General features: G+C 42.2%; 28 protein-coding genes. 19 read left to right on the top strand and 9 right to left on the bottom strand.

Annotation, left to right across the window (positions count from 1 at the left end; translation table 11 throughout):
* The first annotated feature begins 54 nt into the window (after window positions 1-54).
* From O9323_RS01070 to O9323_RS01045, 6 genes are all read left to right on the top strand, one after another.
* A complete protein-coding gene (locus tag O9323_RS01070) occupies window positions 55-1,227 on the top strand; it encodes a glycosyltransferase family 2 protein (RefSeq protein ID WP_288124563.1) in 1,173 nt (390 codons plus the stop codon).
* Window positions 1,228-1,246: 19 nt separating this feature from the next.
* On the top strand, window positions 1,247-1,999 hold the full coding sequence (locus O9323_RS01065; RefSeq protein ID WP_149107373.1) for a class I SAM-dependent methyltransferase: 753 nt from the start codon (window positions 1,247-1,249) through the stop codon (window positions 1,997-1,999).
* Window positions 2,000-2,188: 189 nt separating this feature from the next.
* Window positions 2,189-2,821 carry a class I SAM-dependent methyltransferase gene (locus O9323_RS01060; RefSeq protein ID WP_042790398.1) on the top strand — a complete coding sequence of 211 codons (633 nt, stop codon included), beginning with the start codon at window positions 2,189-2,191 and terminating at the stop codon, window positions 2,819-2,821.
* A gap of 23 nt (window positions 2,822-2,844) precedes the next feature.
* Window positions 2,845-3,810: a glycosyltransferase gene (locus O9323_RS01055; RefSeq protein WP_002734982.1), complete on the top strand. Its 966-nt coding sequence runs from the start codon at window positions 2,845-2,847 to the stop codon at window positions 3,808-3,810.
* Window positions 3,811-3,827: 17 nt separating this feature from the next.
* Window positions 3,828-4,238 carry a GtrA family protein gene (locus tag O9323_RS01050; RefSeq protein ID WP_043998691.1) on the top strand — a complete coding sequence of 137 codons (411 nt, stop codon included), beginning with the start codon at window positions 3,828-3,830 and terminating at the stop codon, window positions 4,236-4,238.
* A gap of 775 nt (window positions 4,239-5,013) precedes the next feature.
* On the top strand, window positions 5,014-6,483 hold the full coding sequence (locus tag O9323_RS01045) for a glycosyltransferase family 39 protein (RefSeq protein ID WP_288124562.1): 1,470 nt from the start codon (window positions 5,014-5,016) through the stop codon (window positions 6,481-6,483).
* Here O9323_RS01045 and O9323_RS01040 read toward each other — a convergent pair.
* The gene (locus O9323_RS01040) at window positions 6,480-6,761 is read right to left on the bottom strand and encodes a hypothetical protein (protein ID WP_004158850.1); all 282 of its coding nucleotides are present in this window, start codon (window positions 6,759-6,761) and stop codon (window positions 6,480-6,482) included. The two genes, O9323_RS01045 and O9323_RS01040, sit on opposite strands and share 4 nt — an antisense overlap.
* Window positions 6,762-6,838: 77 nt before the next feature.
* The gene (locus O9323_RS01035) at window positions 6,839-9,304 is read right to left on the bottom strand and encodes an ATP-dependent Clp protease ATP-binding subunit (protein WP_287659496.1); all 2,466 of its coding nucleotides are present in this window, start codon (window positions 9,302-9,304) and stop codon (window positions 6,839-6,841) included.
* Window positions 9,305-9,795: 491 nt separating this feature from the next.
* On the opposite strand from O9323_RS01035, the gene O9323_RS01030 reads away from it, so the two are divergent.
* The 10 genes from O9323_RS01030 (at window position 9,796) to O9323_RS00985 (ending at window position 15,518) form a co-directional block, all read left to right on the top strand.
* On the top strand, window positions 9,796-10,194 hold the full coding sequence (locus O9323_RS01030) for a hypothetical protein (RefSeq protein WP_043995789.1): 399 nt from the start codon (window positions 9,796-9,798) through the stop codon (window positions 10,192-10,194).
* Window positions 10,195-10,447: 253 nt separating this feature from the next.
* Window positions 10,448-10,714, top strand: coding sequence for a hypothetical protein (locus O9323_RS01025; RefSeq protein WP_288124561.1), 267 nt, complete (start codon window positions 10,448-10,450; stop codon window positions 10,712-10,714).
* A gap of 4 nt (window positions 10,715-10,718) precedes the next feature.
* Complete coding sequence (locus tag O9323_RS01020; RefSeq protein ID WP_288124560.1) at window positions 10,719-11,099, top strand: clan AA aspartic protease; 381 nt, start codon at window positions 10,719-10,721, stop codon at window positions 11,097-11,099.
* Between the two features lie 355 nt (window positions 11,100-11,454).
* Window positions 11,455-11,679 carry a type II toxin-antitoxin system MazE family antitoxin gene (mazE, locus tag O9323_RS01015; protein ID WP_004158853.1) on the top strand — a complete coding sequence of 75 codons (225 nt, stop codon included), beginning with the start codon at window positions 11,455-11,457 and terminating at the stop codon, window positions 11,677-11,679.
* Window positions 11,672-12,046 carry a type II toxin-antitoxin system PemK/MazF family toxin gene (locus O9323_RS01010; protein ID WP_016515140.1) on the top strand — a complete coding sequence of 125 codons (375 nt, stop codon included), beginning with the start codon at window positions 11,672-11,674 and terminating at the stop codon, window positions 12,044-12,046. Before mazE ends, O9323_RS01010 begins: the two co-directional genes overlap by 8 nt.
* A 438-nt stretch (window positions 12,047-12,484) precedes the next feature.
* Window positions 12,485-12,913 carry a DUF29 domain-containing protein gene (locus O9323_RS01005; RefSeq protein WP_149107375.1) on the top strand — a complete coding sequence of 143 codons (429 nt, stop codon included), beginning with the start codon at window positions 12,485-12,487 and terminating at the stop codon, window positions 12,911-12,913.
* A gap of 394 nt (window positions 12,914-13,307) precedes the next feature.
* On the top strand, window positions 13,308-14,312 hold the full coding sequence (locus O9323_RS01000; RefSeq protein ID WP_149107376.1) for a hypothetical protein: 1,005 nt from the start codon (window positions 13,308-13,310) through the stop codon (window positions 14,310-14,312).
* Between the two features lie 284 nt (window positions 14,313-14,596).
* Window positions 14,597-14,872, top strand: a complete 276-nt coding sequence (locus tag O9323_RS00995; RefSeq protein ID WP_288124559.1) for a hypothetical protein — start codon at window positions 14,597-14,599, stop codon at window positions 14,870-14,872.
* A 216-nt stretch (window positions 14,873-15,088) separates the two neighbouring features.
* The gene (locus O9323_RS00990; protein ID WP_002734849.1) at window positions 15,089-15,298 is read left to right on the top strand and encodes a type II toxin-antitoxin system HicB family antitoxin; all 210 of its coding nucleotides are present in this window, start codon (window positions 15,089-15,091) and stop codon (window positions 15,296-15,298) included.
* On the top strand, window positions 15,291-15,518 hold the full coding sequence (locus tag O9323_RS00985; protein WP_123231136.1) for a type II toxin-antitoxin system HicA family toxin: 228 nt from the start codon (window positions 15,291-15,293) through the stop codon (window positions 15,516-15,518). Before O9323_RS00990 ends, O9323_RS00985 begins: the two co-directional genes overlap by 8 nt.
* 153 nt (window positions 15,519-15,671) lie before the next feature.
* Here the strand turns inward: O9323_RS00985 and O9323_RS00980 are convergent, their stop codons facing one another.
* From O9323_RS00980 to O9323_RS00965, 4 genes are all read right to left on the bottom strand, one after another.
* Window positions 15,672-16,619 carry a PRC-barrel domain-containing protein gene (locus tag O9323_RS00980; protein WP_002777510.1) on the bottom strand — a complete coding sequence of 316 codons (948 nt, stop codon included), beginning with the start codon at window positions 16,617-16,619 and terminating at the stop codon, window positions 15,672-15,674.
* Window positions 16,620-16,883: 264 nt separating this feature from the next.
* Window positions 16,884-18,143, bottom strand: coding sequence for a dihydrolipoamide acetyltransferase family protein (locus tag O9323_RS00975; RefSeq protein WP_103111219.1), 1,260 nt, complete (start codon window positions 18,141-18,143; stop codon window positions 16,884-16,886).
* A 246-nt stretch (window positions 18,144-18,389) separates the two neighbouring features.
* Entirely contained in the window at window positions 18,390-19,133 is a 744-nt protein-coding gene (locus O9323_RS00970; RefSeq protein WP_002794486.1) for a DUF561 domain-containing protein, read from the bottom strand.
* 92 nt (window positions 19,134-19,225) lie between these two features.
* Window positions 19,226-19,393 carry a hypothetical protein gene (locus O9323_RS00965; RefSeq protein WP_002756735.1) on the bottom strand — a complete coding sequence of 56 codons (168 nt, stop codon included), beginning with the start codon at window positions 19,391-19,393 and terminating at the stop codon, window positions 19,226-19,228.
* Window positions 19,394-19,584: 191 nt separating this feature from the next.
* Here O9323_RS00965 and glmU point away from each other — a divergent pair, with 191 nt between their 5' ends.
* A complete protein-coding gene (glmU, locus tag O9323_RS00960) occupies window positions 19,585-20,937 on the top strand; it encodes a bifunctional UDP-N-acetylglucosamine diphosphorylase/glucosamine-1-phosphate N-acetyltransferase GlmU (protein ID WP_288124570.1) in 1,353 nt (450 codons plus the stop codon).
* 244 nt (window positions 20,938-21,181) lie between these two features.
* Complete coding sequence (locus O9323_RS00955; protein ID WP_002777504.1) at window positions 21,182-21,763, top strand: thioredoxin family protein; 582 nt, start codon at window positions 21,182-21,184, stop codon at window positions 21,761-21,763.
* A 153-nt stretch (window positions 21,764-21,916) separates the two neighbouring features.
* On the opposite strand, the gene O9323_RS00950 is transcribed toward O9323_RS00955, so the two are convergent.
* Window positions 21,917-23,167: an FGGY-family carbohydrate kinase gene (locus O9323_RS00950; protein ID WP_149107385.1), complete on the bottom strand. Its 1,251-nt coding sequence runs from the start codon at window positions 23,165-23,167 to the stop codon at window positions 21,917-21,919.
* A 2-nt stretch (window positions 23,168-23,169) separates the two neighbouring features.
* Between O9323_RS00950 and O9323_RS00945 the strand changes: the two genes are divergently transcribed.
* Entirely contained in the window at window positions 23,170-24,228 is a 1,059-nt protein-coding gene (locus O9323_RS00945) for a tocopherol cyclase family protein (protein ID WP_288124558.1), read from the top strand.
* A 96-nt stretch (window positions 24,229-24,324) separates the two neighbouring features.
* Here the strand turns inward: O9323_RS00945 and O9323_RS00940 are convergent, their stop codons facing one another.
* Window positions 24,325-24,810 (bottom strand): DsrE family protein, encoded by a 486-nt coding sequence (locus O9323_RS00940; protein ID WP_002777498.1) that lies wholly within the window; start codon window positions 24,808-24,810, stop codon window positions 24,325-24,327.
* Between the two features lie 142 nt (window positions 24,811-24,952).
* Complete coding sequence (locus tag O9323_RS00935; RefSeq protein WP_288124557.1) at window positions 24,953-26,632, bottom strand: ABC1 kinase family protein; 1,680 nt, start codon at window positions 26,630-26,632, stop codon at window positions 24,953-24,955.
* Window positions 26,633-26,639 lie beyond the last annotated feature (7 nt).

The following is a 26,639-nucleotide window of genomic DNA, read 5'->3' as shown; positions in this document are numbered from 1 at the left end:
AAACGTCAATAATCCTGTTATACTCTTGGGCAAAACGACTCCACCGCGATTGTTATGCTAGAAAATCAGGTCATGGCAGATGCCGTCGCCAATGAGCAGATACCTACTCTAGAATTATCGATCATCATGCCCTGTCTCAACGAGGCGGAAACCCTGGCCACCTGTATCGGCAAAGCGCGAGATTATCTGGAACGACACAAAATTGCGGGGGAGGTGCTAATCGCCGATAATGGCAGTAGCGATGGTTCCCAAGAAATTGCCACTAATTCAGGGGCGCGGGTGGTTCCCATCCCAGAAAGGGGTTATGGTAGCGCCCTGCGGGGGGGGATCGCTGCCGCCAAAGGTCAATACATTATTATGGGGGATGCCGATGATAGCTATGACTTTACTAATCTTTCGCCTTTCCTAGAAAAATTGCGACAGGGTTACGATTTGGTGATGGGCAATCGTTTTCAGGGGGGAATTAAACCCGGGGCGATGCCAGTATTGCATAAGCATCTGGGCAATCCTGTCTTGACTTGGTTAGGACGGTTATTTTTTGGCAGCCCCTGTGGTGATTTTCACTGTGGATTGCGCGGGTTTAGTAAACAGGCGATCAAACAATTGAACCTACGCACCACTGGTATGGAATTCGCCAGCGAGATGGTGGTGAAAGCATCCCTCTACGGTCTGAAAATTACCGAAGTACCAACCACTTTATCCCCTGACGGTCGCAGTCGTCCCCCCCACCTAAAAACTTGGCGCGATGGCTGGCGACATCTCCGATTCCTCTTAATGTATAGTCCTCGCTGGTTGTTTCTCTACCCCGGACTGGCTTTAATGTTTCTGGGATTTGTGGCGACGATTTGGTTTATGACCCAACCCAGAGTTCACACCCTTCTCTATTCAGCCACAGCTTTGATTATTGGCTTTCAAATCGTCAGTTTTGCCATCTTTACAAAAGCTTTTGCTATCAGCGAAGGTTTATTACCAGAAGACCGAAAATTAAGACGATTTTTACGTTATATTAATCTGGAGGTGGGATTGATCATTGGCGTAATTTTATTTTTAGTAGGTATAGGCGGTTCGGTGTATGCTTTATATACTTGGAATGCACAACTTTATGGGGCTTTAGATCCAGCCGTGACCATGCGGATTGTCATTCCTTCCGTAACCGCTCTAGGGTTGGGAGTACAGGTGATTTTTTCCAGTTTCTTTTTAAGTGTTTTGGGACTAAAACGGAAGTAATTCTATTTACATTTAAACTATGAATAACAGTGAGTATGACTTGGAAATGTACGACCATCTTTGGTCGCAGCAATGGCAAAACCTACAAGATATAGGACCTCTTACCCATAATCGCTATCGTTTAATGCTACGCGAGCTACCTAAATTTTCTATGGAAGATTGTAGTATTCTCGATCTTGGTTGTGGCCGTGGAGCATTTTTAAGCCTACTTAAAAATAAATATCCAAAAGCTACCTTGTCAGGAATAGAATATTCCGAGGAAGGAAAGAAATCCGCCCATCCGGAAATTCGCAATGTCATTCAGGTAGGAGATTTGTACGAAGTTGCTGAAAGATTGCCTCGCTGTTCTTATGATCTAGTGATCTGTAGTGAAGTCATCGAGCATCTTCCCGAACCTGAAGCAGCTCTCAACATTATTTTCTCTTTATTAAAACCAGGAGGTATCGCCCTTCTGACCGTACCTTGTAATATGCGTTATTGGTCTAAACAGGACGAGGTTGCGGGTCATTATCGGCGTTTTGGAATGAAAGAGTTCGCCTCTTTAGTAACTAATAGTGGATTTTCTGTCAAAAAGAATTATGGATGGGGGACTTTTTTAGGGTTAATCTATTATCAGATGGTTTCTGCTCTCGGTCCAGAAAAGGTAATGAAAACGAAGGTAACATTTGTGAGTAAGATTACCTCTCGATTTTTGCAGTTTGTATTTAGGGTAGATGATTTTCTGGTTTCTTCTCGAGGACTTCAACTGATTACTGTCGCTCAAAAACCCTAAAGATGGTTCGTCACTCCGTTTTATGGAGCCTTAGATACGTCCGTGACCATGAGAATTGTCATTCCTTCCGTACCCGCTTTAGCCTTGGTAGCACAGGTGATTTTTTTCCAGTTTCTTTTTAAGTGTTTTGGGACTAAAACAAAGATGAAAACAGCCGAAGGTAAATTTATAGGGGGTTAACTAATTTTTATGCCGATAGGAACTTTTGTTCGGAGCTTGTTAGGTCCTTGGGAAAGACCAATTTCTGATATTTATCGAAACATTTTTATTAATCAAGCTGATTTAACTCATCAAATCCATAAATGGGTTAATCCTGAGATAATTCTAGAGTTAGGCTGTGGGGAAGGTGCTTTAACTGAACTTTTAGCGAGTGCCTATCCTAGTTCACATATTATAGGAATCGATATTACTCCTAGGGTAGGACGGATGTTTCAAGGAAATCTCGATCATGTTCGGTTTGAACAAAAATCAATTCAAGAATTCGTTGCAGAAACCCCCCAAAGTGTCGATTTAGTCGTCATTAGTGATGTTATGCACCATGTTCCTTGGTCAATGCATGAAGAATTCTTAACTTACGCTGGTAAATCCTTAAAACCTAACGGATATATTGTTCTCAAGGATTGGCGTAAAAATAATTCACCGATCCATTATTTATGCTATCTATTGGATCTGTATATTACTGGTGATAAGGTCAAGCATAAAACGACCGAACAATTTCGAGATATGATATATAAACTCTTTGGTAAACAATCGATTATCCTTGAGTCTACCGTTCGTCCTTGGAAAAACAATATTGTTTTTCTGATTAAAATTTCTTCATAATACTGTTATTTCAAAAAGTTTTTATGAATGCTCATCCTTGGTTGTCCGTATTAATTCCCACTTATAATGGAGATCAGTATCTAAAGGATACTCTTAATTCAATCCTTGAACAAAATGAGAGAAACGTCGAGTATATTATCATTGATGATGGCTCTACTGATCGAACTTTATCTATTATCAAAAATTACGAGGATAAAATTCCTATCAAGCTTTTCGAGCGTAAAAGGATAGGCAATTGGGTTGCTAACACTAACTTCGCTTTACAGAATGCTTCGGGAGACTATGTATGTTTATTACATCAAGACGACTTATGGTTGAACAATCGTTTAAAAATAATCAAGGAAATCCTTAATGATTATCCAGATACCGACTTACTTTTACACCCTTCAATCTTTATCAATGACCGAGGGAAAAAGTTAGGTTTATGGACTTGTCCTTTACCAGCTTTTCCAAAATATGTTGATAGAGATATTTTAATCGAGAGCCTGTTGATTCAAAATTTTATCTCCATTCCTGCTCCAATTTTTAAAAGAGAAATTGCTTTACAGGTGGGGGGAATGAACGAAAAACTTTGGTATACAGCCGACTGGGATCTCTGGTTAAAAATCGCTTTTCATAAACGAGATGAAAAAATCATTTATTATCCTTATCCATTGAGTGCATTCCGCATTCATTCAAGCTCTCAAACCGTTGTCAGAAGCTCCAAAACTGGAGAGTTTTATAATCAATTGAATGTGGTTGCTCACGACTGTCTAGATAGATGGGACGTGTCAGCTTACAGAAAAAAAAGAATTCGATCACTTGCTGAATTCTCAATACAAGTGAATACTATTTTAGCGAGGATGGCGCATGGTAAAGGTTCTCGATTAGAGTTAATTAAGTTACTCCTATCGAGTTTTTCGCTTGGTTTTTTAGGAGTTTACAAATACTTACGATATTCGCGCATCCATGAGCGCATAATTGCTAGACTAAAAGCTAATATAATTTAGTAACGATTAGGTTTAACATGAAATTTATTGCGGTTAATCGTTTATTCAGAAGCTCATTTTTTAGGTTTTGCCTTGTGGGTGTCTTTTGTTCATTCCAAAATATACTAATTCTATACCTTTTAACCAATTACCTAAAATTGCATTACGTTCTCTCGATTTTCGTGCAAATGTTCTATGTAAATACATTGGGATTCTATCTGAATCGAAAATATACATTTACAGGACGAATAAAAATTGGAAGTATTTTGGGAGAATTAATCAAGTATCATGGGATCATGCTTTCTAGTTCTTTTGCGGTCGCTATCGCTATGTATTTCTTGGTTGATTTATTGAAAGTATGGTACTTGTACGCTTACATAATCCTTACTATACTAATGACTATTTATAATTTTATTGCCCATAAAAAATGGACTTTTAATCGAAAATAGTGGTCTTTATTGAATTTTTTTTGCAATCAAAATTCCCAGATAATTCATTACCATTTTTCCTGATCAACCTATCAACTAAGCAAATGTCAAGCATCAATAACAATCACTCTAGTCCTCAATCTTTTATCTAATAAAGTAACAGTTAATATGGTTCTAAAGCTTATAGATGGCAAGAAATAATACTTTCTCTTGACTTTACTATTTATAATTGCCATGAAATTTTTTATGATTAGAAATAGTGAAATTCTAGGGCATCTAAAAGATTATTTAGGCTAGATCCTAATGGCAAATTAAAAATAGCAAGAAATCGACAATCATCCTAGCTCTTCGGGTATCCATATTAAAGGTAAAATACTTGTACGTTTTATACAAGTATTTTACCTTTAATAAGGTATTTATGCAGACAAAGAACTCGTATTTTTTAGAACTCACTCCTCTAAGAGAATTGATGCTTTCCAGAACCTTCTGGTTCAGTCTCAGCATCGTATTCTCCATTTTGTACAGTATCTTATTCTTACAAATCGCTTTCGGTAGCGAGTACAGCATTCAGGATGACGCACGCTTTAGTGTCGTTGAATTCCAGGAAAGAATAGGGCTGACTGGCTAAGGTAAAATTAGGGTTTCGGCTGATCCCGAACTTAGGTTAGTATGGAGAAGGATTAAATACATTATCAGGACATCAACTGCCTCAATATGGTTTTACAGGAGTAGATAAAAAATGAACAACTCATCAAAAAGGAACATCATAAAAATTAGTTTAATAACATTTTTATGGATGGCGGTGATTAACACTGGTCTCGTTAGTGGAGATACTTTGGCTCGCTTGAGTATAACCCATGCTATCTGGACGGGAGAGCCTGAAATTCAACTAGATACTAACTATAAGCCTTACAGTCGTCTGGACAATACCATTGGAAGTCTAAGTAGAGATGGTAAACGTTATTATGCCTATGAAGTAGGTCAACCTTTATTAATGTTACCGGGGGATTGGCTAGGAACTACGATACATCAACTTATTCCCAGAATTCCCGAAGAGTTAAGCCGAAGATTTGTTGTTAACTGGTTAATTTTTCTCCCCATCAACATAGCAGTGGTGATTTCAGCTTACTATTTGTTAATTAAGCTAGAATTTAGCGAAAAAATAGCTACAATTTCTAGCATAACTTGGTTGCTCACTACCACGGTTTTAAATTATGCTCAAAATCATCAACAAAATAATCAAGTTTTATTATTTGTTATTTTGACCTATATTGCTATCTTTAATTATCTAAAAAATAACAAGATTATCAATATTTATTTAAGTGGAGTTGCTTTGGGCTGTGCTTTTTTAGTTAGAACCACCAGTATTATTCATATAGCAACTACTCTATTATTTTTGTTTGGTATTTTACTATACAAAAGAAAAAGTTGGCCGGCTATATTACAGTCTCTTGCTATTTCGATATTAGGTGCTATTCCTATTATGTTAATCAACCAATATTTTAACTTCCAAAGATTTGGACAATTTTGGACGTTGAGAGCAATAGATATTGATACTATGAATACCGATCCTTTTTTGGAGGGTTTACCAAAACTGCCAGATAATTATCCAATGATTAATCACCCTTCAGTCGGAATATTAGGAGTATTATTTTCTCCAGCTAAAAGCATTTTCATATATGATCCACTGCTTCTACCTTGTTTAATATTGACAGTTTATGTATGGAAAACATTATCTCCCTATCTTCGTGGCTATATATTGACAGCTTTATTGAATCTTATTCTCTTTACCTTAGCTACTAGCCGTCTTGATTTTTGGCATGGAGACTCTGCATGGGGAGCGCGCTACCAAGTCACTTCTATTCATCTATTATTGATTCCCCTAATCGCTCTCTTAATTCAGTATTTGTTATCCAATTTTCATTGGAGACGTTCGCTAATTATTACGCTTCTTATTATTGCTTTTATTATCCAAATAGCCTCCGTTAGTTTATCCTCTACTACAGAAGTAGGTAAAATTTTCTTTGCTACTCCCAAAACCCATCAACAATTTCGACTAGGTAGTCGTTTTCGTAACATTACTTGTTTACTCACCTCCTCTTGGTGTATGGAGAGATCAAATTCTCCTGAAGCTAAACCATTAATTCAAAGAGTCACTTTCTTTCCCTTTTTCTTTACTGATAAACGCAATTTAATTTTAGTTCCTTGGCTAGTTTTAGTGATTTTTACCCTAGTTATGACATGGCAATTCTACAAAACCGCCTAATTTGATAGCTTTTTACCATCCTCCGATGCTGCCGCTTCTAGGCTGGTAATTGCGGTTTCTGCCGTCAAAATGTCAGGAATATCAGTTAAACTGGCAGTTTGATAAACCTGTTCATTTCTAGCAAATAAATTGCTCATATCTTGAGAATAATTAGAAGCGATCGATAATAAAGCTCCAGCAAAAATATAGAGAGGTAAAGGCAAAATAAACCCCTTGGCCCACTGATAAAATTCCACCAACAAAAATAAGAAAACACAACCCACAACCCAAACTTTCATCGCACTTTTTTCCCCTATCTTTACGAGAAAAGGTGAGCAAAAAGCCCACCTTTTATTTAACTAATTCCAGTAAGAATTTATTCGATCACGGGAGCGATTAACTCGCGTCTTTCACCGGAAATAACTTTCACCTTACCTTCCTCATCGATATCGACCATGGCAGTATCACCATCACCCACGCGTCCTGAGAGAATTTCCTCAGCCAGAACATCTTCCAACAGACGCATAATCGCACGACGTAAGGGACGAGCGCCGTAGGCCGGATTATAACCCTCCTCGATCAAGCGTTCTTTAAACTTATCAGTAACAGACAAAGTAATATTTTGTTCTGTCAGACGTTTAAACACATCCTTGAGCAGGATTTCGGCGATTTCCTTGACCTCTTCCTTATTGAGTTGACGGAAGACAATAATCTCATCGAGACGGTTGAGGAATTCCGGACGGAAATATTGTTTTAATTCCTCATTAACCAGCGATCGAATGCGATTATACTGGGCTTCGGCTTGATTATCGGCAAACTCGAAACCTAAACCACCGCCACCCTTCTCGATGACTTTAGAACCGATGTTCGAGGTCATGATCAACAGGGTATTTTTAAAGTCCACCGTGCGACCTTTGGCATCGGTCAAACGTCCATCTTCAAGGATTTGCAGAAGCATATTGAAGACATCGGGGTGAGCTTTTTCGATTTCGTCGAATAGCACCACCGTGTAGGGACGACGACGCACCGCTTCCGTTAATTGTCCCCCTTCGTTGTAACCAACGTAACCCGGAGGTGAACCGATTAACTTAGAAACCGTGTGCCGTTCCATGTATTCCGACATATCGAGACGGATCATCGCATCTTCCGAACCAAAGAAATAAGCGGCCAGAGCTTTAGTTAACTCGGTTTTACCTACCCCCGTTGGACCGGAGAAGATAAAGGAAGCAATGGGACGGTTGGGATTTTTCAGACCGACGCGAGCGCGACGAATGGCGCGGGACACCGCTTTAACTGCGTCCTCTTGACCGATGAGACGCTGATGTAGGGTATCTTCCATGTGCAGCAGTTTCTCGGATTCGGTTTCGGTCAGTTTATTGACGGGAACCCCAGTCCAAGAAGCGACGATGTGAGCGATTTCCTCCGCATCCACAAAGGGTTCATCGTTGCCATCTTCGCCTTTTTTGGTGGAAGCGAGATTCCGGATCTGGGTTTTGATTTCCATTTCCCGATCGCGCAATTCCCCAGCTTTCTCGAAGTCTTGACCGCGCACCGCGTCATCTTTTTGTTTGAGAATTTGCCGCAGTTCTTTATCTAATTCCTTGGCTGCTGGGGGCAATTGGGAATTAATCAAGCGCACTCTCGAACCAGCCTCATCGATTAAATCGATCGCCTTGTCCGGTAAGAAGCGATCGCTAATGTAGCGATCGGACAATTTCGCCGCCGCTTCTAGCGCTTCGTCTAAGATTTTTAGTTTATGGTGCTGTTCGTAGCGTTCCCGGAGACCGTAGAGAATTTCGATCGTTTCTTCTACGGAGGGTTCACCGACCATAACCGGTTGAAAACGTCTTTCTAGAGCCGCATCCCGTTCGATATGTTTGCGATACTCATCCAAGGTCGTCGCCCCGATACATTGCAGTTCTCCCCGGGCCAAAGCTGGTTTGAGAATATTGGCCGCATCGATCGCCCCTTCGGCTGCCCCGGCACCGATGAGAGTATGAACTTCATCGATAACAAGGACGACGTTACCCGCTTGGCGAATTTCGTCCATGATTTTTTTGAGGCGTTCCTCAAATTCGCCGCGATATTTGGTTCCCGCCACTAACAAGCCGATATCGAGGGTGACAACCCGTTTTTCTTCGAGAATGTCGGGAATATCCTTGTTAGCAATGCGTTGGGCCAATCCTTCTGCGATCGCTGTTTTACCTACCCCCGGTTCCCCGATTAGGACTGGGTTATTTTTGGTACGACGACCGAGAATTTGGATAACGCGCTCGATTTCCTTTTGCCGGCCGACCACGGGATCGAGTTTACCCTCGCTGGCCATTTGGGTGAGATTGGAACCGAATTCGTCAAGAGTGGGGGTTTTAGTGCGACCTTGGGAAGATGAACCAGCGGCCACTTCGGCGGTTTCCCCTAACATTCTGATCACCTGGGTGCGAACTTTCGAGAGATCCACGCCGAGATTTTCCAGAACCCTAGCGGCCACACCTTCCCCTTCGCGAATTAGTCCTAAAAGGAGATGTTCTGTGCCAATATAGTTATGGCCCAGTTGACGGGCTTCTTCGAGGGAGAGTTCTAAAACTCTTTTGGCTCTGGGGGTGAAGGGAATTTCCACGGCTACGAATCCGGAACCGCGACCGATGATTTTCTCCACCTCCACGCGCGCATCTTTGAGATTGACACCCATGGACTTGAGGACTTTGGCGGCAACTCCCGTTCCCTCTCCAATTAGTCCTAGTAAAATCTGCTCTGTTCCCACGAAGTTATGGCCAAGGCGGCGGGCTTCTTCTTGGGCGAGCATGATTACTTTAATGGCTTTTTCCGTAAATCTTTCAAACATAGCCTATCCATCACCTACACAAGCGACCCTAGATATGCTGATTTTAGCACGCCTTTTTAGTTTAGCCCTCTTTCAGTGATCAGTTATTGGGGAGCGGTCTGGAAACCTGCCGATAAGTGGTTCACCCTTGCATAATCCCCTAGGCTCGTGGTTATACCCATCTCTCGATCGCTTGACTATTGATCGCCCATTTTCAGACCAAAACTCGAAGTATAAGCAGATTAAATATTACTACCTATTGACAAATGATTATATATGTTGTAAAACGGGACAATATACAGAAAGTTGACCCCTATCGTTACTCTGGAGACTGTTATGCAGAAAGTTGACCTATATCGTTGCTCTGGAGATTGTTATGCAGAAAGTTGACCTATATCGTTGCTCTGGAGATTGTTATGCAGAAAGTTGACCTAATAATATGTAGTTATGCCGCTCAACCCTTGGTGAAGGTGCAGCCGAAAATCTAACTGTGAGACGTAGAGAGTTAAGGCATGGATCAAAAGATTAAGGATCTCATTGAGGTTACTGATAAGCTGGAGTCACGAGTAAGCTCTTATTGGAATTTTTATACAGTTGTTGTCGTCGCAATTATTGGTTGGCTGGTTTCTTCCCAAATAAGCCTTTCATATAGCCAAGCTCTAGTAGTAACAATTGTTTGCATTGTGTTTTTTATTGCAAATTTCCATGCAATGCGTGCTGCAACAAAGAGAGTAATCGCAGTAGAAAGTGAACTTAATACACTTGCGAAGAAAACGGAATTTGAAAGTGCTTTGCTCAAAAAGGAGTTATCGCATTCATCATCAACATTACAACTTATTTCTTCCTCGGTTCTGCAGGTATCTGTTGATATCATTGTTCTTATCGCAATATGGACAAGAGTAAAGAATTAGGTTTGAAAGGCGATCGCTGCATAACAACCCGGGTAATGATTCGGTAGTGCGATCGCAATCTTGTAGGGTGCGTTCCCTAAGGCAACTTCTACCGCTCCACCAATAGATTTTTGGGGAACGCACCATGCACATTGATTGAAGCTGTGAGTCTAAGTGCGATGCAGCCTTTGTGGTCCCAGTTGAGAAATGTTAGCGAAGATTGCCAATGTTTAGGTTAAAATAGAGGGGCAAAAGTTGCAACGGGGTCAGGACAATGACAGTTAATCAACTCCGCTACAGCAAAGAAGAATTCGCTCGACGTGGTAATGAGATTTATGAATCTCAGGTGCGCCACCAAGTCGAGGAAGGCAATCATGGGAAGATTGTAGCCATAGATATAGAAACAGGTGCTTTTGAGCTTGCCAATGACACAATAACTGCTTCTAATCGATTGCTTGAACGAAACCCTGATGCTCAAATCTGGCGTGTCCGAATTGGACATAAAGGCGTTCACCGCTTTGGCGTAGGTCGTCTGCTTTAACTTTATGATGAACGGAATTGTTGATCAAAACTGCGAGGCGAGGCTTCGGTTAGTCGTGAGCAATGAAAGTAAACAGAGGCAAGTAATTGATGCTGTTATTGATACAGGGTTCACAGGCTTTTTGACCTTACCTCTGACAGTAATCAACAGTCTCAACTTACGGTTGTATAGCCGTGAAGAGGGAACATTAGGGGATGGAAGTACCTGTATCTTTGACGTTTACAGTGGTCTTGTTATTTGGGACGGTGAATATCGGTATATTGATGTTAACGCAGCCGAAACAGAACCTTTGGTCGGTATGAGCTTGCTCTACGGCTATCGGATGCAACTTGATGCGATCGAGAGTGGAATAGTCGTAATTCAGTCATTGAACAGTTTAAGCTAATCGGGTGTGGAACGGTCTAACAACGTTAGTACGATGCCAAAGGCACCGCGTAGCAGAGCGTATCGCCTGGTAGGTTGGATTGAGCGAAACAATACTGGGGCAAAAATAGCTCAATTCGCTTGAAAAAGCGAAACCCAACCACCCCAAAGGTTACTCTTTATTGGGTTTCCTTGGGTCAACCCAACCTAAAATAATTGCTAAACTACTGCTATCATCCAAAGTTAGTGACGGCGGGTGAGTTCAACCGTTAGACATTCAATCTACTTACAGATCAGAGGCAGGCATTGACAATTAATGTAGGATTAGTTAGTATGATGAGCTAATCCTACTGGGCTGTCGTGGGCAGTTTAGGGCAATGAGTAAGAAAGTTAGCATCACCTTAGACGACGAAGTTTTGGACTTTGTAGATCGACTAGCAAGCAATCGTAGCCGCTTTATCAATGATGTTCTCTGGCAAGAGAAGAAAAGGGTTTTTATGAAAGAGCTAGAAGATGCTTATAAAGATCAGGCCAATGATCCAGAGATGCAAGCAGAAATCTCTGTCTGGGATATTGCAGTGGGCGATGGTCTAAATGCCTAATGGAAGACTAACCTATAAGCGAGGAGAGATATGGTGGGTCGATCTGAAACCGGTTGTTGGTTATGAAACCGATAAAGAACGCCCTTGCCTGATTTTACAAAACGATATTGGCAATCAAAATGGAACAACGACAATAGTTGCTCCATTGTTGCCTGGGAAAAGGACTTATCCTTTTGTTGTCAATATTACCCCGACAGTGCAGAATGGACTAGACGGAGATCGACACATCAACTTAAGTCAAATGAGGGCTGTAGATTCTCAAAGAATTAAGAATAAACAGGGTGTTTTAGAAGACGTTTATTGGCAAGAAATAGAGAAAGCAGTCTGTATTCAACTCGGTTTCAGTTTAGCTTTTAAGCCTTCATAGTGCGATGCCAAAGGCACTGCGTAGCAGGGCGCATCGCTTCGTGGGTTGGGTTGAGCGAAACAATACTGGGGCGAAAATAGCTCAATTCGCTTGAAAAAGCGAAACCTAACCACCCCAAAGGTTACTCTTTGTTGGGTTTCCTTGGGTCAACCCAACCTAAAATAATTGCTGCTCTATTGATCGCCCATTTTCAGACCAAAACTCGATGTATAAGCAGATTAAATATTACTACCTATTGACAAATGAGTATATATGTTGTAGCCCTATATTTTTGTTAATGGTGAGGTGCAAGGTCTCTGGTTTTGGGAAACTCTAGAACTGCGGAAGGGGCTGTAAGCGAACGGTAATCAGTTATCATTAAGAAAACGCCGGATCGTTAACCTAACAGAATTAACCCCACAATCCCACCCGAAAAGCTTGAAAAACAGGGAACCGGTTATGCCAACCACCTACGATTGCGATTTAATTCTCTGGGCCCGGGATACGGCTCAACTTTTGCGGGAACAACGCTGGGATGCCATTGACTGGGAGCATTTAATCGAGGAAATCGAGGATTTGGGGAAAAGTGAACGCAGTGCGATTGGTTCTCAAATGGAGCGAATTTTGCTTCATCTGCTCAAGTGGCAATATCAACCCCAACGGCACTCCGATAGTTGGCTGGATTCCATCAATGATGGGCGATCGCAAATTCGTCGCAAATTAGAGGATAGTCCCAGTCTACGCGGTTATCCCGCGCAAATTTTGGATAAGGAATACACCAGAGCGCGTCGAGAAGCCGCCAGACAAACAGGTTTAGTCCTCAGCATTTTTCCCGAGTTTTGTCCCTATACTATCGCGCAGGTGATCGAAGATTGGTGGCCCCAGTGATAGCCCGGATTGAAGGTTAAATAATCCTAAATCTGGTTATTAAAGACTGATTATTTATTCTCCCTTTTGCATGAGTGCCTTTTGTCTGTCTTGATATGTAGCCTATACTCAACGGATTTAGTATAAGTTGTTCCCCATCTCTCGATCGCTTGACTATTGATCGCCCATTTTCAGACCAAAACTCGAAGTATAAGTAGATTAAATATTACTACCTATTGACAAATTAGTATATATGTTGTATGAGGACGGGTGATATACAGAAAGTTGACCCCTATCGTTGCTCTGGAGATTGTTATGCAGAAAGTTTTCGTATAATATGTGGTTATGCTGCTCAATTCTTCATGAAGATCTCCTTGGAAGGTTAATTTAGAATCACAGGACAGGGTGAGATGCAATGCCTAAAGTGCTTATTCTTCCGCACTATCAGTATGAAAGTGAATTTGGGAATTTTTTGAATGAGGCAAACGAAACTCAATCAGATTTCAGGTTTTATCTTCTACCTCCATACAGTGGAGATGATTCTCCATTAAAGAAGCCTGTCGTTGATTATCTTGAAATTCTTGGATTTTTGGATAGTCAAAAAAGGCAAATGAGGTCAGATAAAGAAGATCTTCTGATAACTTTCTATGATGGTGTGATCACTGCTTTAGATCATGGGCTTGCAAATCTATTCATTGCTGGAGCCAATGTAGAAGATTTATATCCATGCACTGCTGCTGTTTCTCTAAGCTTCATCTCGTGGGGAATTCTGGAGCGGAAGTATGATTACTCACTTCAACGTCATGCACTCTTTCATCTTGTGATGTGTTGCTTGATTGGTGGATATACAAAACTTGCTGCTCATCATCAGACCTATGGTTGTCTCCTTGACTTTAACAATCAGCTTGTCAGCTTTAACCAGAAACTTCAAATGGGCTACTATCTATGCTCCAGCAGTCAAAGCGGTTGCTATGATGCTATGCAATCTGAGCGTTATGGAGGTTCAATTATCAGACTATGCAAAGTGCTAAAAGAGGGGATTGATCACAAAAAATTGCAGATCATTATTCAGGAGTTAATCATGGGAAATTCAATTCATCAATATGGTTCGGGTGACAATATTGCAGGCGATAAGGTTATGGGTGACAAAATTGGTACTCAAATCAACAACAATCAAGATTTAGCGCAGGCTTCCAAAGACATCAAAGCTCTACTAGAACAGCTATCTACGGACTATCCTAGTGACAGCCCTAGAGTTTTAGGCGCAAAGGCTGTTGATGAAGTCGAAAAAAATCCAGAGATGAAGTCCCGAATTTTGCGAGGATTTAAAGCAGGTAGTTTTGCAGCTTTGGAAAAAATGATTGATCACCCTGTTGCCAAATTTTTCATCGAAGGAGCAAAAGAAGTCTTGAAACCATAAAGCGACACGGCATAACAATCCCGTTGCAAACCGACCGTACCAAGTTGGTTGGTGAGTGCGATGCCGAAGGCACTGCGTAGCAGTACGCAATCTTGTAGGGTGCGTTCCCTAAGACAACTTCTGGCGCTCCAGCGATCGATTTTGGGGAACGCACCATGCTCATTGATTGAAACTGTGAGTCTAAATGCAATGCCGCCCTTGTGGGCCTAGTTGGGGAATGTTAGCGAAGATTCCCCATGTTTAGGTTAAAATAGAGGGGCAAAAGTTGCAACGGGGTCAGGACAATGACAGTTAATCAACTCCGCTACAGCAAAGAAGAATTCGCCCGACGTGGTAATGAGATTTATCAATCTCAGGTGCGCCACCAAGTCGAGGAAGGCAATCATGGGAAGATTGTAGCCATAGATATCGAAACAGGGGCTTTTGAAGTAGCAAAAGACAGCCTCACAGCTTCCGATCAACTTTTAGCCCGATTGACCGATGCTCAAATTTTGTTCGTAAGAATCGGACATCGAGCAGTTCATCGAGTCGGTTTGATTGGGGCAAATTTATTTCAATGATTAATCAACTCTACGCTTGTTTTTGCACAATCTTCTCACTCAATTCTAGGAAGGTGGGACAATATTGGATTAATTACTAATAACTTAATATCTTATAGAGTTTTTCAAAAAGCGTGAGTTGGGTCAATGATCAGGAAACCTAACTATTTTCTAACCAAACGATTAGGAAACAGTTATGTTATGATTTTCAGAGTAAGCCGGAGATGATAAGACACCATGAAAAATCGCATCTTTACTGTTATTTTGTACAAAGAAGATAATATGTACATTGCTGAATGTCCAGAAGTTGGCACAGTAGATCAAGGAGAAACAATTGAGCAGGCGATTGCTGGATTGAAAGAAGCCACACGGCTTTACCTAGAGGAATTTACCTTACCAGAAACATCCCCTAGATTTGTGACCAGTATTGAGGTTAGTTATGCCTAAGCTGCCACGAATCTCTAGTGGGGAGGCAATTAGATGTCTTGAACGCTTAGGCTTCGAGCAAGTTCGTCAAACAGGTAGCCATGTTGTGATGAAGAAAGAAACCGAAGAGGGCAAAATTGGCTGTGTTGTCCCTTTACATCAGGAATTGAAGGTTGGTACATTAAGTGGAATTCTGAAACAAGCCCAAGTCACAGTTGAAGAGTTCATTGAAAATCTGTAGAGTCTGACAAATCACTGCACTCGACGTGATACCAAATACCAAAAGTATTTAGTCCCCCAGAGAACCCCCTTGAGCCACATAGCACACTTTTCTTTTTTTGTCAAATTTTATGTTAAGAAAGATGTAACTAATGGATAGGGGGACTGTCAAAGATTAACCGTCTTCGTATTCGGGGATTCTCTCTTTTTTCTTCTCGGTGATATTGATGCGGGGGGGATTGTAATCTGGTTCCACGTCATCATCCCACATATCATCCTCGGCCTTATCTTCGTAATCGTCGTACTGAGGACGAGAAAAGCTTTCTGCGCGTTCTGAGCGAGCTTCTCCCCAGTTATCTTCCTCTTCCTCGTATTCTTCCTCATAATAACGAGCCTCGGCCCGTTTTTGCGGTGGGGGAGTGGCACGCAGGGGTTCTTTTTCCCATTCGTCTTCACTCCAGCGTTCTTCAACGGGTTTAGCGGCCTCCACGGGGGTGCGGAGGGGAATACCCGTACCTAACTGATTTTCTGGACGAGCAGCGGGGGTATAGTAAGCTTCTTCCTCTTCTCTTTCCCAGGGGGGACGACCAATACCCAAACGTTCCAAAACCCCCACACTAACCTGCGTGAGACGTTCTTCGGCCCCTTCAAAGACGATTAAGCGATTCGGACCGCTGCTAACCACTTCTTCGATAGAAATTTCGTAGGTACTGATCAATTGTTCGGGGATCAGAGGCAATCCCAGGGAAGCAATGATAATGGAATGTAATTGACCACTGAGGGGATCAAATTGATAATCGCGGACTTTGCCTAAAGGTTCGCCGGTTTCCGTGATCACTTCACTACCGATTAAGGGAGTATAAGCATCGATATCGACGGATTCCAAGACGTTATCATCTTCCACGAGAACCACGTCTCCTGTCTGACTGATGCTCGATAAATACATATATTGAGGCATTCCCGACAAGGAGAGGATATTGTCGCGGAGTCCCAGGGCAAATACTTCTCGTTGATCGATATCTACTAGGATATCTTTAACAACGCCGAGTTTTTTGCCTGTATTGCGAGTGATAACCTGTGTATTTAAAAATTCTGAACGTAAGCGACTATTCTCTGTGATCATTTTTTCCTATGGGTAGGCGTTAGGGCGTGGGAATACGAATTATTGTAGGCTTAATATATAGGGCGAAATTGAGTGTTAATTTACCGATATTAGCTTAGATCTTAAAGTTCCCTGAGATTAACACTTTTTTTGGCCTTGTTTGGGCGATAGTTTGGGGTGATAGATAAGGTTAAACCTATTTTAGCTAATTCTTTACATTTTTTTAGTAACAACAAAGCAGGAGCTAGAGAGAAACTCCCTTGACTCCTGCTGTCTAGATTTTGATTACATAGTTAAAGACTGCACCTCGGTTTCGATCAGTTTAGCTAAGTCTTGCAGGAAGGAGGCCGCATCGGCCCCGTAGATGACTCGGTGGTCACTGGTGAGATTAACCGTCATCTGTTTTTGCACTCCGAATAAACCATCTTTATTGACGACGATTTGGGGACGGGAAGCACCCACGGCTAGGATCGCACCTTGGTTGGGGGGTAAGATAGCCGTAAAGCGATCGACTCCGAACATTCCCAGATTAGAAATGGTAAAAGTACCGCTATTATATTCTTCCGGTTGCAGTTGTTTACTGCGGGCGCGATCGACTAAATCTTTCCAACTGCGGGAGAGGGAATAGATATCCATCTGGTTAGCAGAGCGCAAAACCGGCGTAATTAAGCCACCATCGGGCATAGCTACGGCGACAGCCACGTTAATCGCCCCGTGGTATTGGATTCCTGCGTCGCTATAGCTGGCATTAACTATAGGATGTTTAGCGAGGGTGTTGGCCACCGCTTTTGCTAACAGGGCCGTCATGGTGACACCCTTGGATTTTAGCTGTTGATAGAGTTGATCCAGTGGGTCGGTGGTGATAGTGTAGCCCACTTGGAAGGTGGGAACCTGTAGGCTAACCGACATATTCTGAGCGACAGCTTTTTGCAGAGTGGTGAGGGGAACAGTCCGACCGACTGGGGCGCTGGTTGGAATCGGGGCTTTAGGAGCCGCTACAGGGACGCTGACGGGTTGCGGAGGAGTAATGACGGGAGCGGGGGCGGTGCTGACTTTTCCTGTCGCTTTTTCTACGTCTTCGGCGGTAATTCGTCCGTGGGGACCGCTACCCACTAGGGTTTTCAGATCCACCTTTAATTCTTTAGCCAGTTTTTTGGCTCTGGGAGAGGCGACTAAACGGCCATTATCTTTAACGGCGGCGACGGGGATCGAAACGGGAGGCGGAGCGATTTCTGGGGTCTCTACGGGCTTGCTAGGGGCGACTGCGGCGGTTTTTCCCTGAGCTTTGGCCAGTTCAATTTCCGCTTCAGTTTCGGCGATATAGGCGATCGCTTCTCCTACGGGTGCTTCCTGGCCAGCTTCGACTAAAATTACAGCGAGATAGCCATCATAAAACGATTCCACGTCCATGTCGGCTTTGTCGGATTCGACCACTAACACCGTTTCCCCTTTGCTGACTTTTTCCCCGGGGGACTTCACCCAAGAAACTATTTTTCCTTCGGTCATGGTGGAACTGAGCGCGGGCATGAAGATATCTCGAATCATGGTGGAGTGCTTCTATCTCTAATGTTTTGAGCCATAGCGCATTTTACCACAGTTGATGGGGTTGGGGGGCTTTTCAGTGAGCAGTAATCAGTGAGCAGTAATCAGTAATCAGTGAACTGCAAACTCACATCTGATAACTGCAAACTCACATCTGGTAACTGGTAACTGATAACTGATAACTGGTGACAGAGGGAAAAAGAGAAGGGAAAACGGCTCCTTCTCTGCCGTATCTAGACAAAAATTGTTCTAGTTGCCAATAGGGACCGGTTGTGCTTGCAGAGATTCGACTAAACCGCGCACGGCTGCCACCATGGCCACTTCATTATCCAATTGATTGATCGCCGAACCAACACCGATACCGGCCGCTCCAGCAGCGATCGCCATAGGAGCGGTGACAATGGATAAACCAGAAGCGCAGAGGACGGGAACCTTAACCGCATGGGAAATAGCGTGGGCTGCCGCTAAAGTCGGGGCAGCTTTTTCAATCAGTCCCAAAATACCGGCGTGACGGGGTTGACTGCTAGTGCCGCCTTCGGTTTGAATGATATCGGCACCCTGACTAACTAGAGCTTCCGCTAGTCTCACCTGTTCATCGAGGGGCAGCAGATGGGGAACTGTCACAGACAGGGTAATTTCGGGCAGTAAGTCGCGAGTTTGACGGGTTAGGGCTAAAACTTCCGCCGCCTCAAAAATGCGTCCTTGGGCATAAAAACTATCGAAATTACCGATCTCAATTAAATCAGCCCCGGCCGCCACTGCCATCACCAACAATTCTGGCTCGACGGCCGATACACACACGGGTAAATTTGTCAAGGCTTTTACGGACCCAATTAGGTCAGCATTAGCGGCAATATCGACAAAAGTTGCTCCTCCGGCTGTAGCGGCTTTAACTACTGAGAGAACCTGCGAGCGATCGAAATTATTTAACCCACTAATCACTTTCAGGGCATGACGACGGGCGAAGGCTTGCTGTAAGGCAAAATTGATCATTAATCTACACCTATCTGGAATTCTCAAAAAACATTTTCCCACCTTCTCGCCGATCAGAGGGTGGGATTTGAGAACTCTTAGGGAAATTTTCTTTAATTTAGGTGTTGATTCTCTTGGTTTTTGCGCTTGAGGTTTTGCAGTTGTTGCAGCAGTACCTCGATTTCCGCTTCTAGATGCAGGTATTTCACCTGTTGGTCAGCTTGGTAGGTGGTGCGAATCTGTTTCATGGCGGAGGATTCCTTTGTTAGTACAGTTGTCATAGCGGTATCTATAGAGTGCTGATTATGTTTAATTGTTTCAATTTGTGTATAGTACCTTAACAATGTCTTAAAGAAAACCTTTTTATGGTAGTTTCTCAACTGGCACAGGATGAAAGAGGGGAAAAATTCTTGCAACCAAGGGGATCGGAGTGCGATATACTCAGTCGCGAACGATATTGGCAAGCATGACCATGGTAGCGGTAGCAATTTTAGCAGCGGGTAAGGGAACCCGAATGAAGTCCAGCCTTCCGAAAGTTTTACATCCCCTCGGCAGTCGATCGCTAGTGGAACGGGTACTTAATGTCAGCGAATCCTTACATCCCCGGCGAAAACTGGTAATTATCGGTTATGAAGGGGAACAGGTGCGAAATACTCTACAGCATCTTGCGGATATCGAATTTGTTGAACAAAAGGAACAGTTAGGCACTGGCCATGCTATTCAGCAGTTAATCCCCCATTTAGAGGACTTTCAGGGGGATTTGTTGGTCTTAAATGGCGATGTTCCCCTGTTGCGTCCCGAAACCTTGCAAAATCTTCTCCAGATTCATAAAAACCATGGTAACGCTGCCACCCTCCTAACTGCTAATCTCCCAAACCCGAAAGGTTACGGTCGAGTTTTTTGTGATGGCAATAATCTCGTTAAGCAGATTGTGGAAGAAAGAGACTGTACCGATGCCCAACGACAAAACCACCGGATTAATGGAGGTATATACTGCTTTAATTGGTCAAAATTAGCGGCGATACTACCTAATTTAACGCCCAATAACGATCAAGGTGAGTATTATCTCACGGATGTGGTCAATTTTCTCGATCCCGTCATGGCTGTGGATGTGGAGGACTGTTTAGAAATTAGCGGCATTAACGATCGCAAACAATTGGCCGCCGCCTATGATATCCTGCAAACTAGAGTCAAAGATGATTGGATGGCCGCTGGAGTCACCATTATTGACCCCGATAGTGTCACCATTGAGGATACTGTCACCCTCAGTCCCGATGTGATTATCGAACCCCAAACCCATCTGCGCGGTGAGACGATAATCGCTTCTGGTTGTCGTCTAGGTCCTGGGAGTTTAATCGAAAATAGTCGGATAGGCAGCGATGTAACGGTCTTATTTTCGGTTATTTCTGATAGTCAGGTGGATTCTGGTTGTCGCATCGGTCCCTATGCTCATTTGCGCGGAGAAGCGAAAATTGGGGCTAATTGTCGAGTCGGTAATTTTGTTGAAATTAAAAAAAGTGACATCGGCAATAAAACCAATATTGCCCATTTATCCTATTTGGGAGATGCCACTTTAGGGGAAAAAGTTAACGTTGGTGCGGGAACAATTACTGCTAATTACGATGGTGTGAAAAAACACCAAACTCTGATCGGCAGTGGCACAAAAACTGGAGCAAATAGTGTTTTAGTGGCTCCTTTAAAATTAGGAAAAAATGTCACCGTGGCTGCGGGTTCAACTATCACTAAAAATGTCCCCGATAATGCTTTAGTTATTGCTCGCGAAAGTCAGCGTGTGATCGAAAATTGGTCAGATCAGTTTCAGTAGGTTATGGCAGTTATCAGTTATCAGTTATCAGTTATCAGTTATCAGTTATCAGTTATCAGTTATCAGTTATCAGTTATCAGTTATCAGTTATCAGTTATCAGTTATCAGTTATCAGTTATCAGTTCACTGTTTACTGTTCACTGTTTACTGTTCACTGATACAGTTTAAGGCCTTAAATTTGCGCGATGAAGCGTGAAATGTTATAAAAATCTCAGTTCTCCCTATAGAAAAGAGTATAAACTTTATGGCACGCACCGAGTCCACAATGTTAGATTTGGGGACAAAAGCTCCCAGTTTTGCCTTACCCGATGTGGTTTCGGGTGAAACTATTTCTCTGGACAGCTTTGCGGCTAAAACCGCTCTGTTAGTCATCTTCCTCTGTGAACATTGTCCCTTTGTTAAACACATTCAAGAAGAACTTACCCGTCTAGGTTGCGATTATGCTAACACCAATCTGGGCATCCTCGCCATTAGTTCTAATGACGTGGAGAAATATCCCGATGATTCGCCGGAAAATTTGAAAAAAATGGCGATAACCCTTGACTTTAAATTCAATTTATGCTATGACGAAAGCCAAGAAGTGGCGAAAGCTTACACGGCAGCCTGTACTCCCGATTTTTTCCTCTTTGATAGTCAGCGCATTCTAGTCTATCGCGGTCAATTGGATGATAGTCGTCCTAGTAATGGTGTACCGGTGACAGGCAAAGATCTCCGGGCCGCTATTGACAAGGTTTTAAGCGGTCAACCGGTGCCGACGGAGCAAAAACCTAGTTTAGGCTGTAATATCAAATGGAAACCGGGTAATGAGCCACCCTATTACGGTTAATTAACGAAGGGTGTAGGGTGTAGGGTGTAGGGTGTGGGGTGTGGGGAGAATAAATAAAATAATCTCCTGACTCCTATCTCCTGACTCCTGACGACCGACTCCTAACTCCTAACCCCACCAACAAGCTTTTTGCCGCAAATCCTACTTATGAGACTATTTCAATAGCGTAACCGATTGCTGTGCTAATAGGGCAGTACCATAGGCTGCTTGATCCTGTTGAGATAAAAGCACAGGAACTCCTAAATAACGCTGACGAATTATTCTCCAAGTCGGATTTTTTGCCCCACCACCGGCACTATAAACTCGCTCTAATTTATTGGCCCCCAATTCCTGTAAACGCTGATAACCTAAAGCTTCAATGCGGGCAATACTTTCTAGTAAACCATGCAAAAATTCTAGAGGATTATCGGGCTGGGGAGTCAGTTTCACGGGTAAAAAAGGATCATTAATTGGAAAGCGCTCGCCCGCTTTTAGTAAAGGATAATAATCTAAATTACTTTCTTTTTGTCCATCTATTGCTAAACTATAATTTCTCAATTCTTGATCAGAAAAAAACTTCTTTAACACTGCTCCTCCCGTATTGGATGCCCCACCAGTTAACCACAAATTTCCTAAACGATGACTATAGATGCCATAGTTACTATCATCAACTTTCTGGCTACTTAATAATTTTAAAACTAAAGTTGAACCTAAGGATGTCACTGCAGCTCCTAAAGAATTAGCACCACTGGCTAAAAATGCCGCTATGCTGTCGGTGGTTCCCGTATAAATTAAACAATCTTTCGGGATAGCAAAACGCGTCACTAAATCTGGTTTAATAGTATCGATCGCTGTACCCGGGGCAAAAATTTGCGGTAATAAATTAAACATCGGTAAATTCTCTAACCAATCGGGATAACAGAGATTTTCGAGATCATAACCTAACTTTAAGGCATTATGATAATCACTAATTCCCAGTTTACCGTGCAGCAGAAATGCTAACCAGTCCGCTTGCGAGAGAAAATAACGCGCTTGCGAAAAAATTTCTTGTTCACTCCACCAAAGTAATTTAGCTAAACTAGAGGTGGCACTAATTACGGGATGGTGAGGGGGTGCTATAGCTTTAATTGCGTCTAAAAATGCAATTCCTCGCCCATCATTGTATAATATCGCCTCAGAAAGAGGATTACCCCAATTATCACATAATAACACCGTCGAGGAAGTACCATTAATAGCGATCGATTTAAGTTCTGAACGCACCGAATCCCCTAGATTATCCAATAAATAAAATAGGGACTTTTGCCAATCCTGAAAATTGGCATTAGTGAAAGGATAATGAACCTCAGCGACGATATTTTTGCTAGAATCAATAGCAATCGCTCGCGCTCCCGACGTGCCAAAATCAATACCTAAAGATAAACCCATAGATGTCTTCACAACCCCCTCATTCTGGCTACCATTGGGATGGTATCACTTCCCGATTCTTTGAAGGTTGGTACTTCCGAGTCATGATTCCGCAATTAGCCGACGGATTCGCCTTTATGTATTCTATTCAAGACCCAAGGGGCGGTCAAGTCAATAGCGGCGGAGCAGTGCAAATTTTAGCCATAGAATCTAATTATCTTTGTCGCACTTTTCCCGATACGGATAAATTTTGGGCAAGTCGTCAGCAATTAGCCATTATCCATTGGGGAAAAACTAACTTAAAAACCCGTCCCTGTTTGCTTTCTTCGTCAGATTTTTTTGAGTCTATTCAAGAGGGTTATCAAGCAACGGCAAACCAGCAGCAAGGACGAATTTATGATCCTGTCACTGGAGAAATCTGTCAATGGGATTATCGCATTGAAACTAGGTACAGTTGGGGAGATAACAAGCGTCCACCCCAAGCAACAGCAGGAATATTATCTTATTTACCGATTTTTGACCCGGGTTGGCAGATTTTAACTGCTCATGGTTTAGCAACGGGAATGATTACCCATCGGGGAAAAAATTATCAATTTGAGAATGTACCTTTTTATAGCGAGAAAAATTGGGGTTATTCTTTCCCCGAAAAGTGGTTTTGGATTAATTGTAATGCTTTCCCTGAAAATCCCGATTTAACCTTAACCGCAGTGGGTGCTACCCGGAAAGTTCTTAACTGGACGGAATCGGTGGGAATTATCGGTATTCACTGGCAAAATCGCTTTTATAAGTTTGATATCTGGAATTCTCAACTAACTTGGACAGTGCAACCCTGGGGATACTGGGAAATGAGGGCAACTAACGAGAATTATACCATTGTCTTAATCGGGATCAGTGATCATCCTCCCGATCGCGTGCGTGTACCCACGGAAAAAGGTCTCTGTTTTGCTTGTCAAGATACACTCAAAGGTAAATTATCGATAAAATTGGCTGATAGTCGTGGTAAAACCCTTATAAATAGCTCTAGTCGTCTAGCTGGTCTCGAAATTGGCGGTATTTGGCCATCAGCTTGGATTAAACAGTGATTTAAATCACCATTACGAGGGGAGAATATCCAGTTATCTGGCTGCATCTCAGACAACATTGAGAGGCAGCCTCGATATTCTCTAGAAAATGCTCGATTACCAGCTAATTACTTTAACCGTTTCCTTAAATAAATTTGCTTCTAGGGAATCGGGGGAACTTGTCACCACACCGGCAATTAGATCTTCGGGTTTTATGGCTGCTTGTTTCATACAGGATGGACAAATTAAGACTTTTCCCCCTTGACTGATGAAATCTACTAACATTGCTTGCAGGGTTTTACCGGTGATACCGTTAGTGTGTTGAGGAATGGTCGTCGCTGCCAGGTGTACCCCTGTAATATTCAAAAAAATGGTGGTTGAGTGACCTTTTTTCAGCATATTGGTGGCGACACCAATGGCCATTGCAGCTCGCCAAGGATCATCGGTGGTTAAATTAACAAATAAATCGGATTTTTGTTGACCGACAGCGATTATTGCTTCGTTAGTTTGTACTGGAGAAAGGGAAGGATTAGCCAAGACTGGGATAGATGTAACTAAGGATAATCCGACAAGGGAACCAAGGGCTAAAGATTTTAATAACATTTTCTTGTCCTCTTGCTGCTGGGTGCAATGAAAACATTTTCATTATGATAACTTCTGGAAAATCTTGTCAACAGACAGCCTGTCAAACTTTAATTTTTGTTGCGGATAACAAAAACCATCTACTAATAAAAATGATAATTATTTACTTATCTAACATTTTATCTAATCTTTCCTGAATCAATAAAGCCATAGAAGAACGTAGAAAAAATAAACCAAATAACCCCGCTAAACTGAAGGGAATAATGGCTAGTTTGCTATAGTTACTGTCTAATAAAAATATGGCTGAGATAATGCTAAATCCCAATAAACAGACATTAATTAATACTTTAATTCCCAGATAAATTTTTTTCAGAAGTCGTTCATTTTCGCGTGACTTAACTTGAAAAACTAAATTTCCTCGCTCGATTTTTTCCTCTAATTGACGGATCATTCTCTCGTTTTTATTACCTTTTTGCCATTGTTGTTTAAGAAAAGTGCGAGCTTGATTAGCTAGGGTCAGCATTGTCTTGGTAGTTCCTCCTGATACCGCTAGACTTTTCACAAAAGGTTGACTAGCTGCTAATAAATTATACTGAGGATCTAAAGAGCGGGCAATCCCATCCAAAGTGGTGACAGATTTAATAATAAAAGTCATTTGGGGAGGTAAGCGAAAAGGTTGCTGTTTAAACATTAAATACACTTGATCGCTAATTTGTTCAAAGACCCTCACATCTACCGGTTTATCGCGAAATTCATCTAAGAGAAACTGGACGATATTTCGCACGGGCTGCAGATCTCTAACGGGTTCAATTAAACCCATATACACCAGAGTTTTTAAGACTGTTTCCGTATCCTTTCTCAAGACAGCGAAAAAGGTTTCGATCATTTGATCTTTAGCGACGGACTTTAACTCGAACATCGTGCCAAAATCGTAGAAAATTAACTCCCCTTCCTGACTAACTGCCATATTACCCGGATGGGGATCCGATTGGAAAAAACCATCCTGTAATAGTTGTTTGAGATAGGAACAAATCCCCAGTTGAATAATCCCATCTACGTTAATACCATTAGCTAGTAAAGTCTCTCGATCATCCACTTTAATCCCCGGCACATACTCCAAAGTTAATACCTTGCGGGTGGTATATTGCCAGTAAACTAAAGGGACTTTTACTTGAGGATAATTCTTAAAATTTTCCCGAAAGCGATCGGCATTTTTGCCCTCATGAATATAATCGATTTCTTGAAAGAGTAGTTCAAAGAATTCTTGATAGATAGCTTCTAAATTATATTTTTTCACCACGGGTAAAATATTTAACCAACGGGTGAGACGATGCAACAATTCAAAATCGAGATTAAATAGTCCTTCTAGATTCGGTCTTTGTACCTTAATAACGACTTCTTCCCCACTTAATAACCGCGCTCGATGTACTTGTCCTAAACTGGCACAAGCGAGGGGAGACACGGTAAAACTTGCAAATAAATTATCTAGGGGTTGTCCTAATTCTGTTTCAATAACTCGGATCGCTTCTTGACTATTAAATTCGGGAACTCGATCCTGTAATTGGGTTAATTGTTCGATATATTCGAGCGGAATTAAATCTGCTCGCGTCGATAAAGATTGTCCAATTTTAATAAAAGTTGGTCCCAAATTCATGAGGCGATCAACTAACCATTTCGCTCTCCTTTGCCGTTTTTTGCCCCCATTAGCCCCCGTTAAACGATCCCAGAGCAAAAAAGTCAAAAACTGCGTTGTAAAGCTAAATATCTCCAATTGACGAACAATCGGTGATCGCAAGCTTTGCTGCCAATGTAAAGACTTCGAGGAATCAAAGGGAGTAAGCATCAGTTAT

Origin of the sequence: Microcystis sp. LE19-131.1A (assembly GCF_027532015.1) — a bacterium.
GTDB classification, from domain to species: domain Bacteria; phylum Cyanobacteriota; class Cyanobacteriia; order Cyanobacteriales; family Microcystaceae; genus Microcystis; species Microcystis ichthyoblabe_A.
Note: the sequence above shows the minus strand (reverse complement) of the source record. Positions and strands in the feature narration are given on the sequence as shown.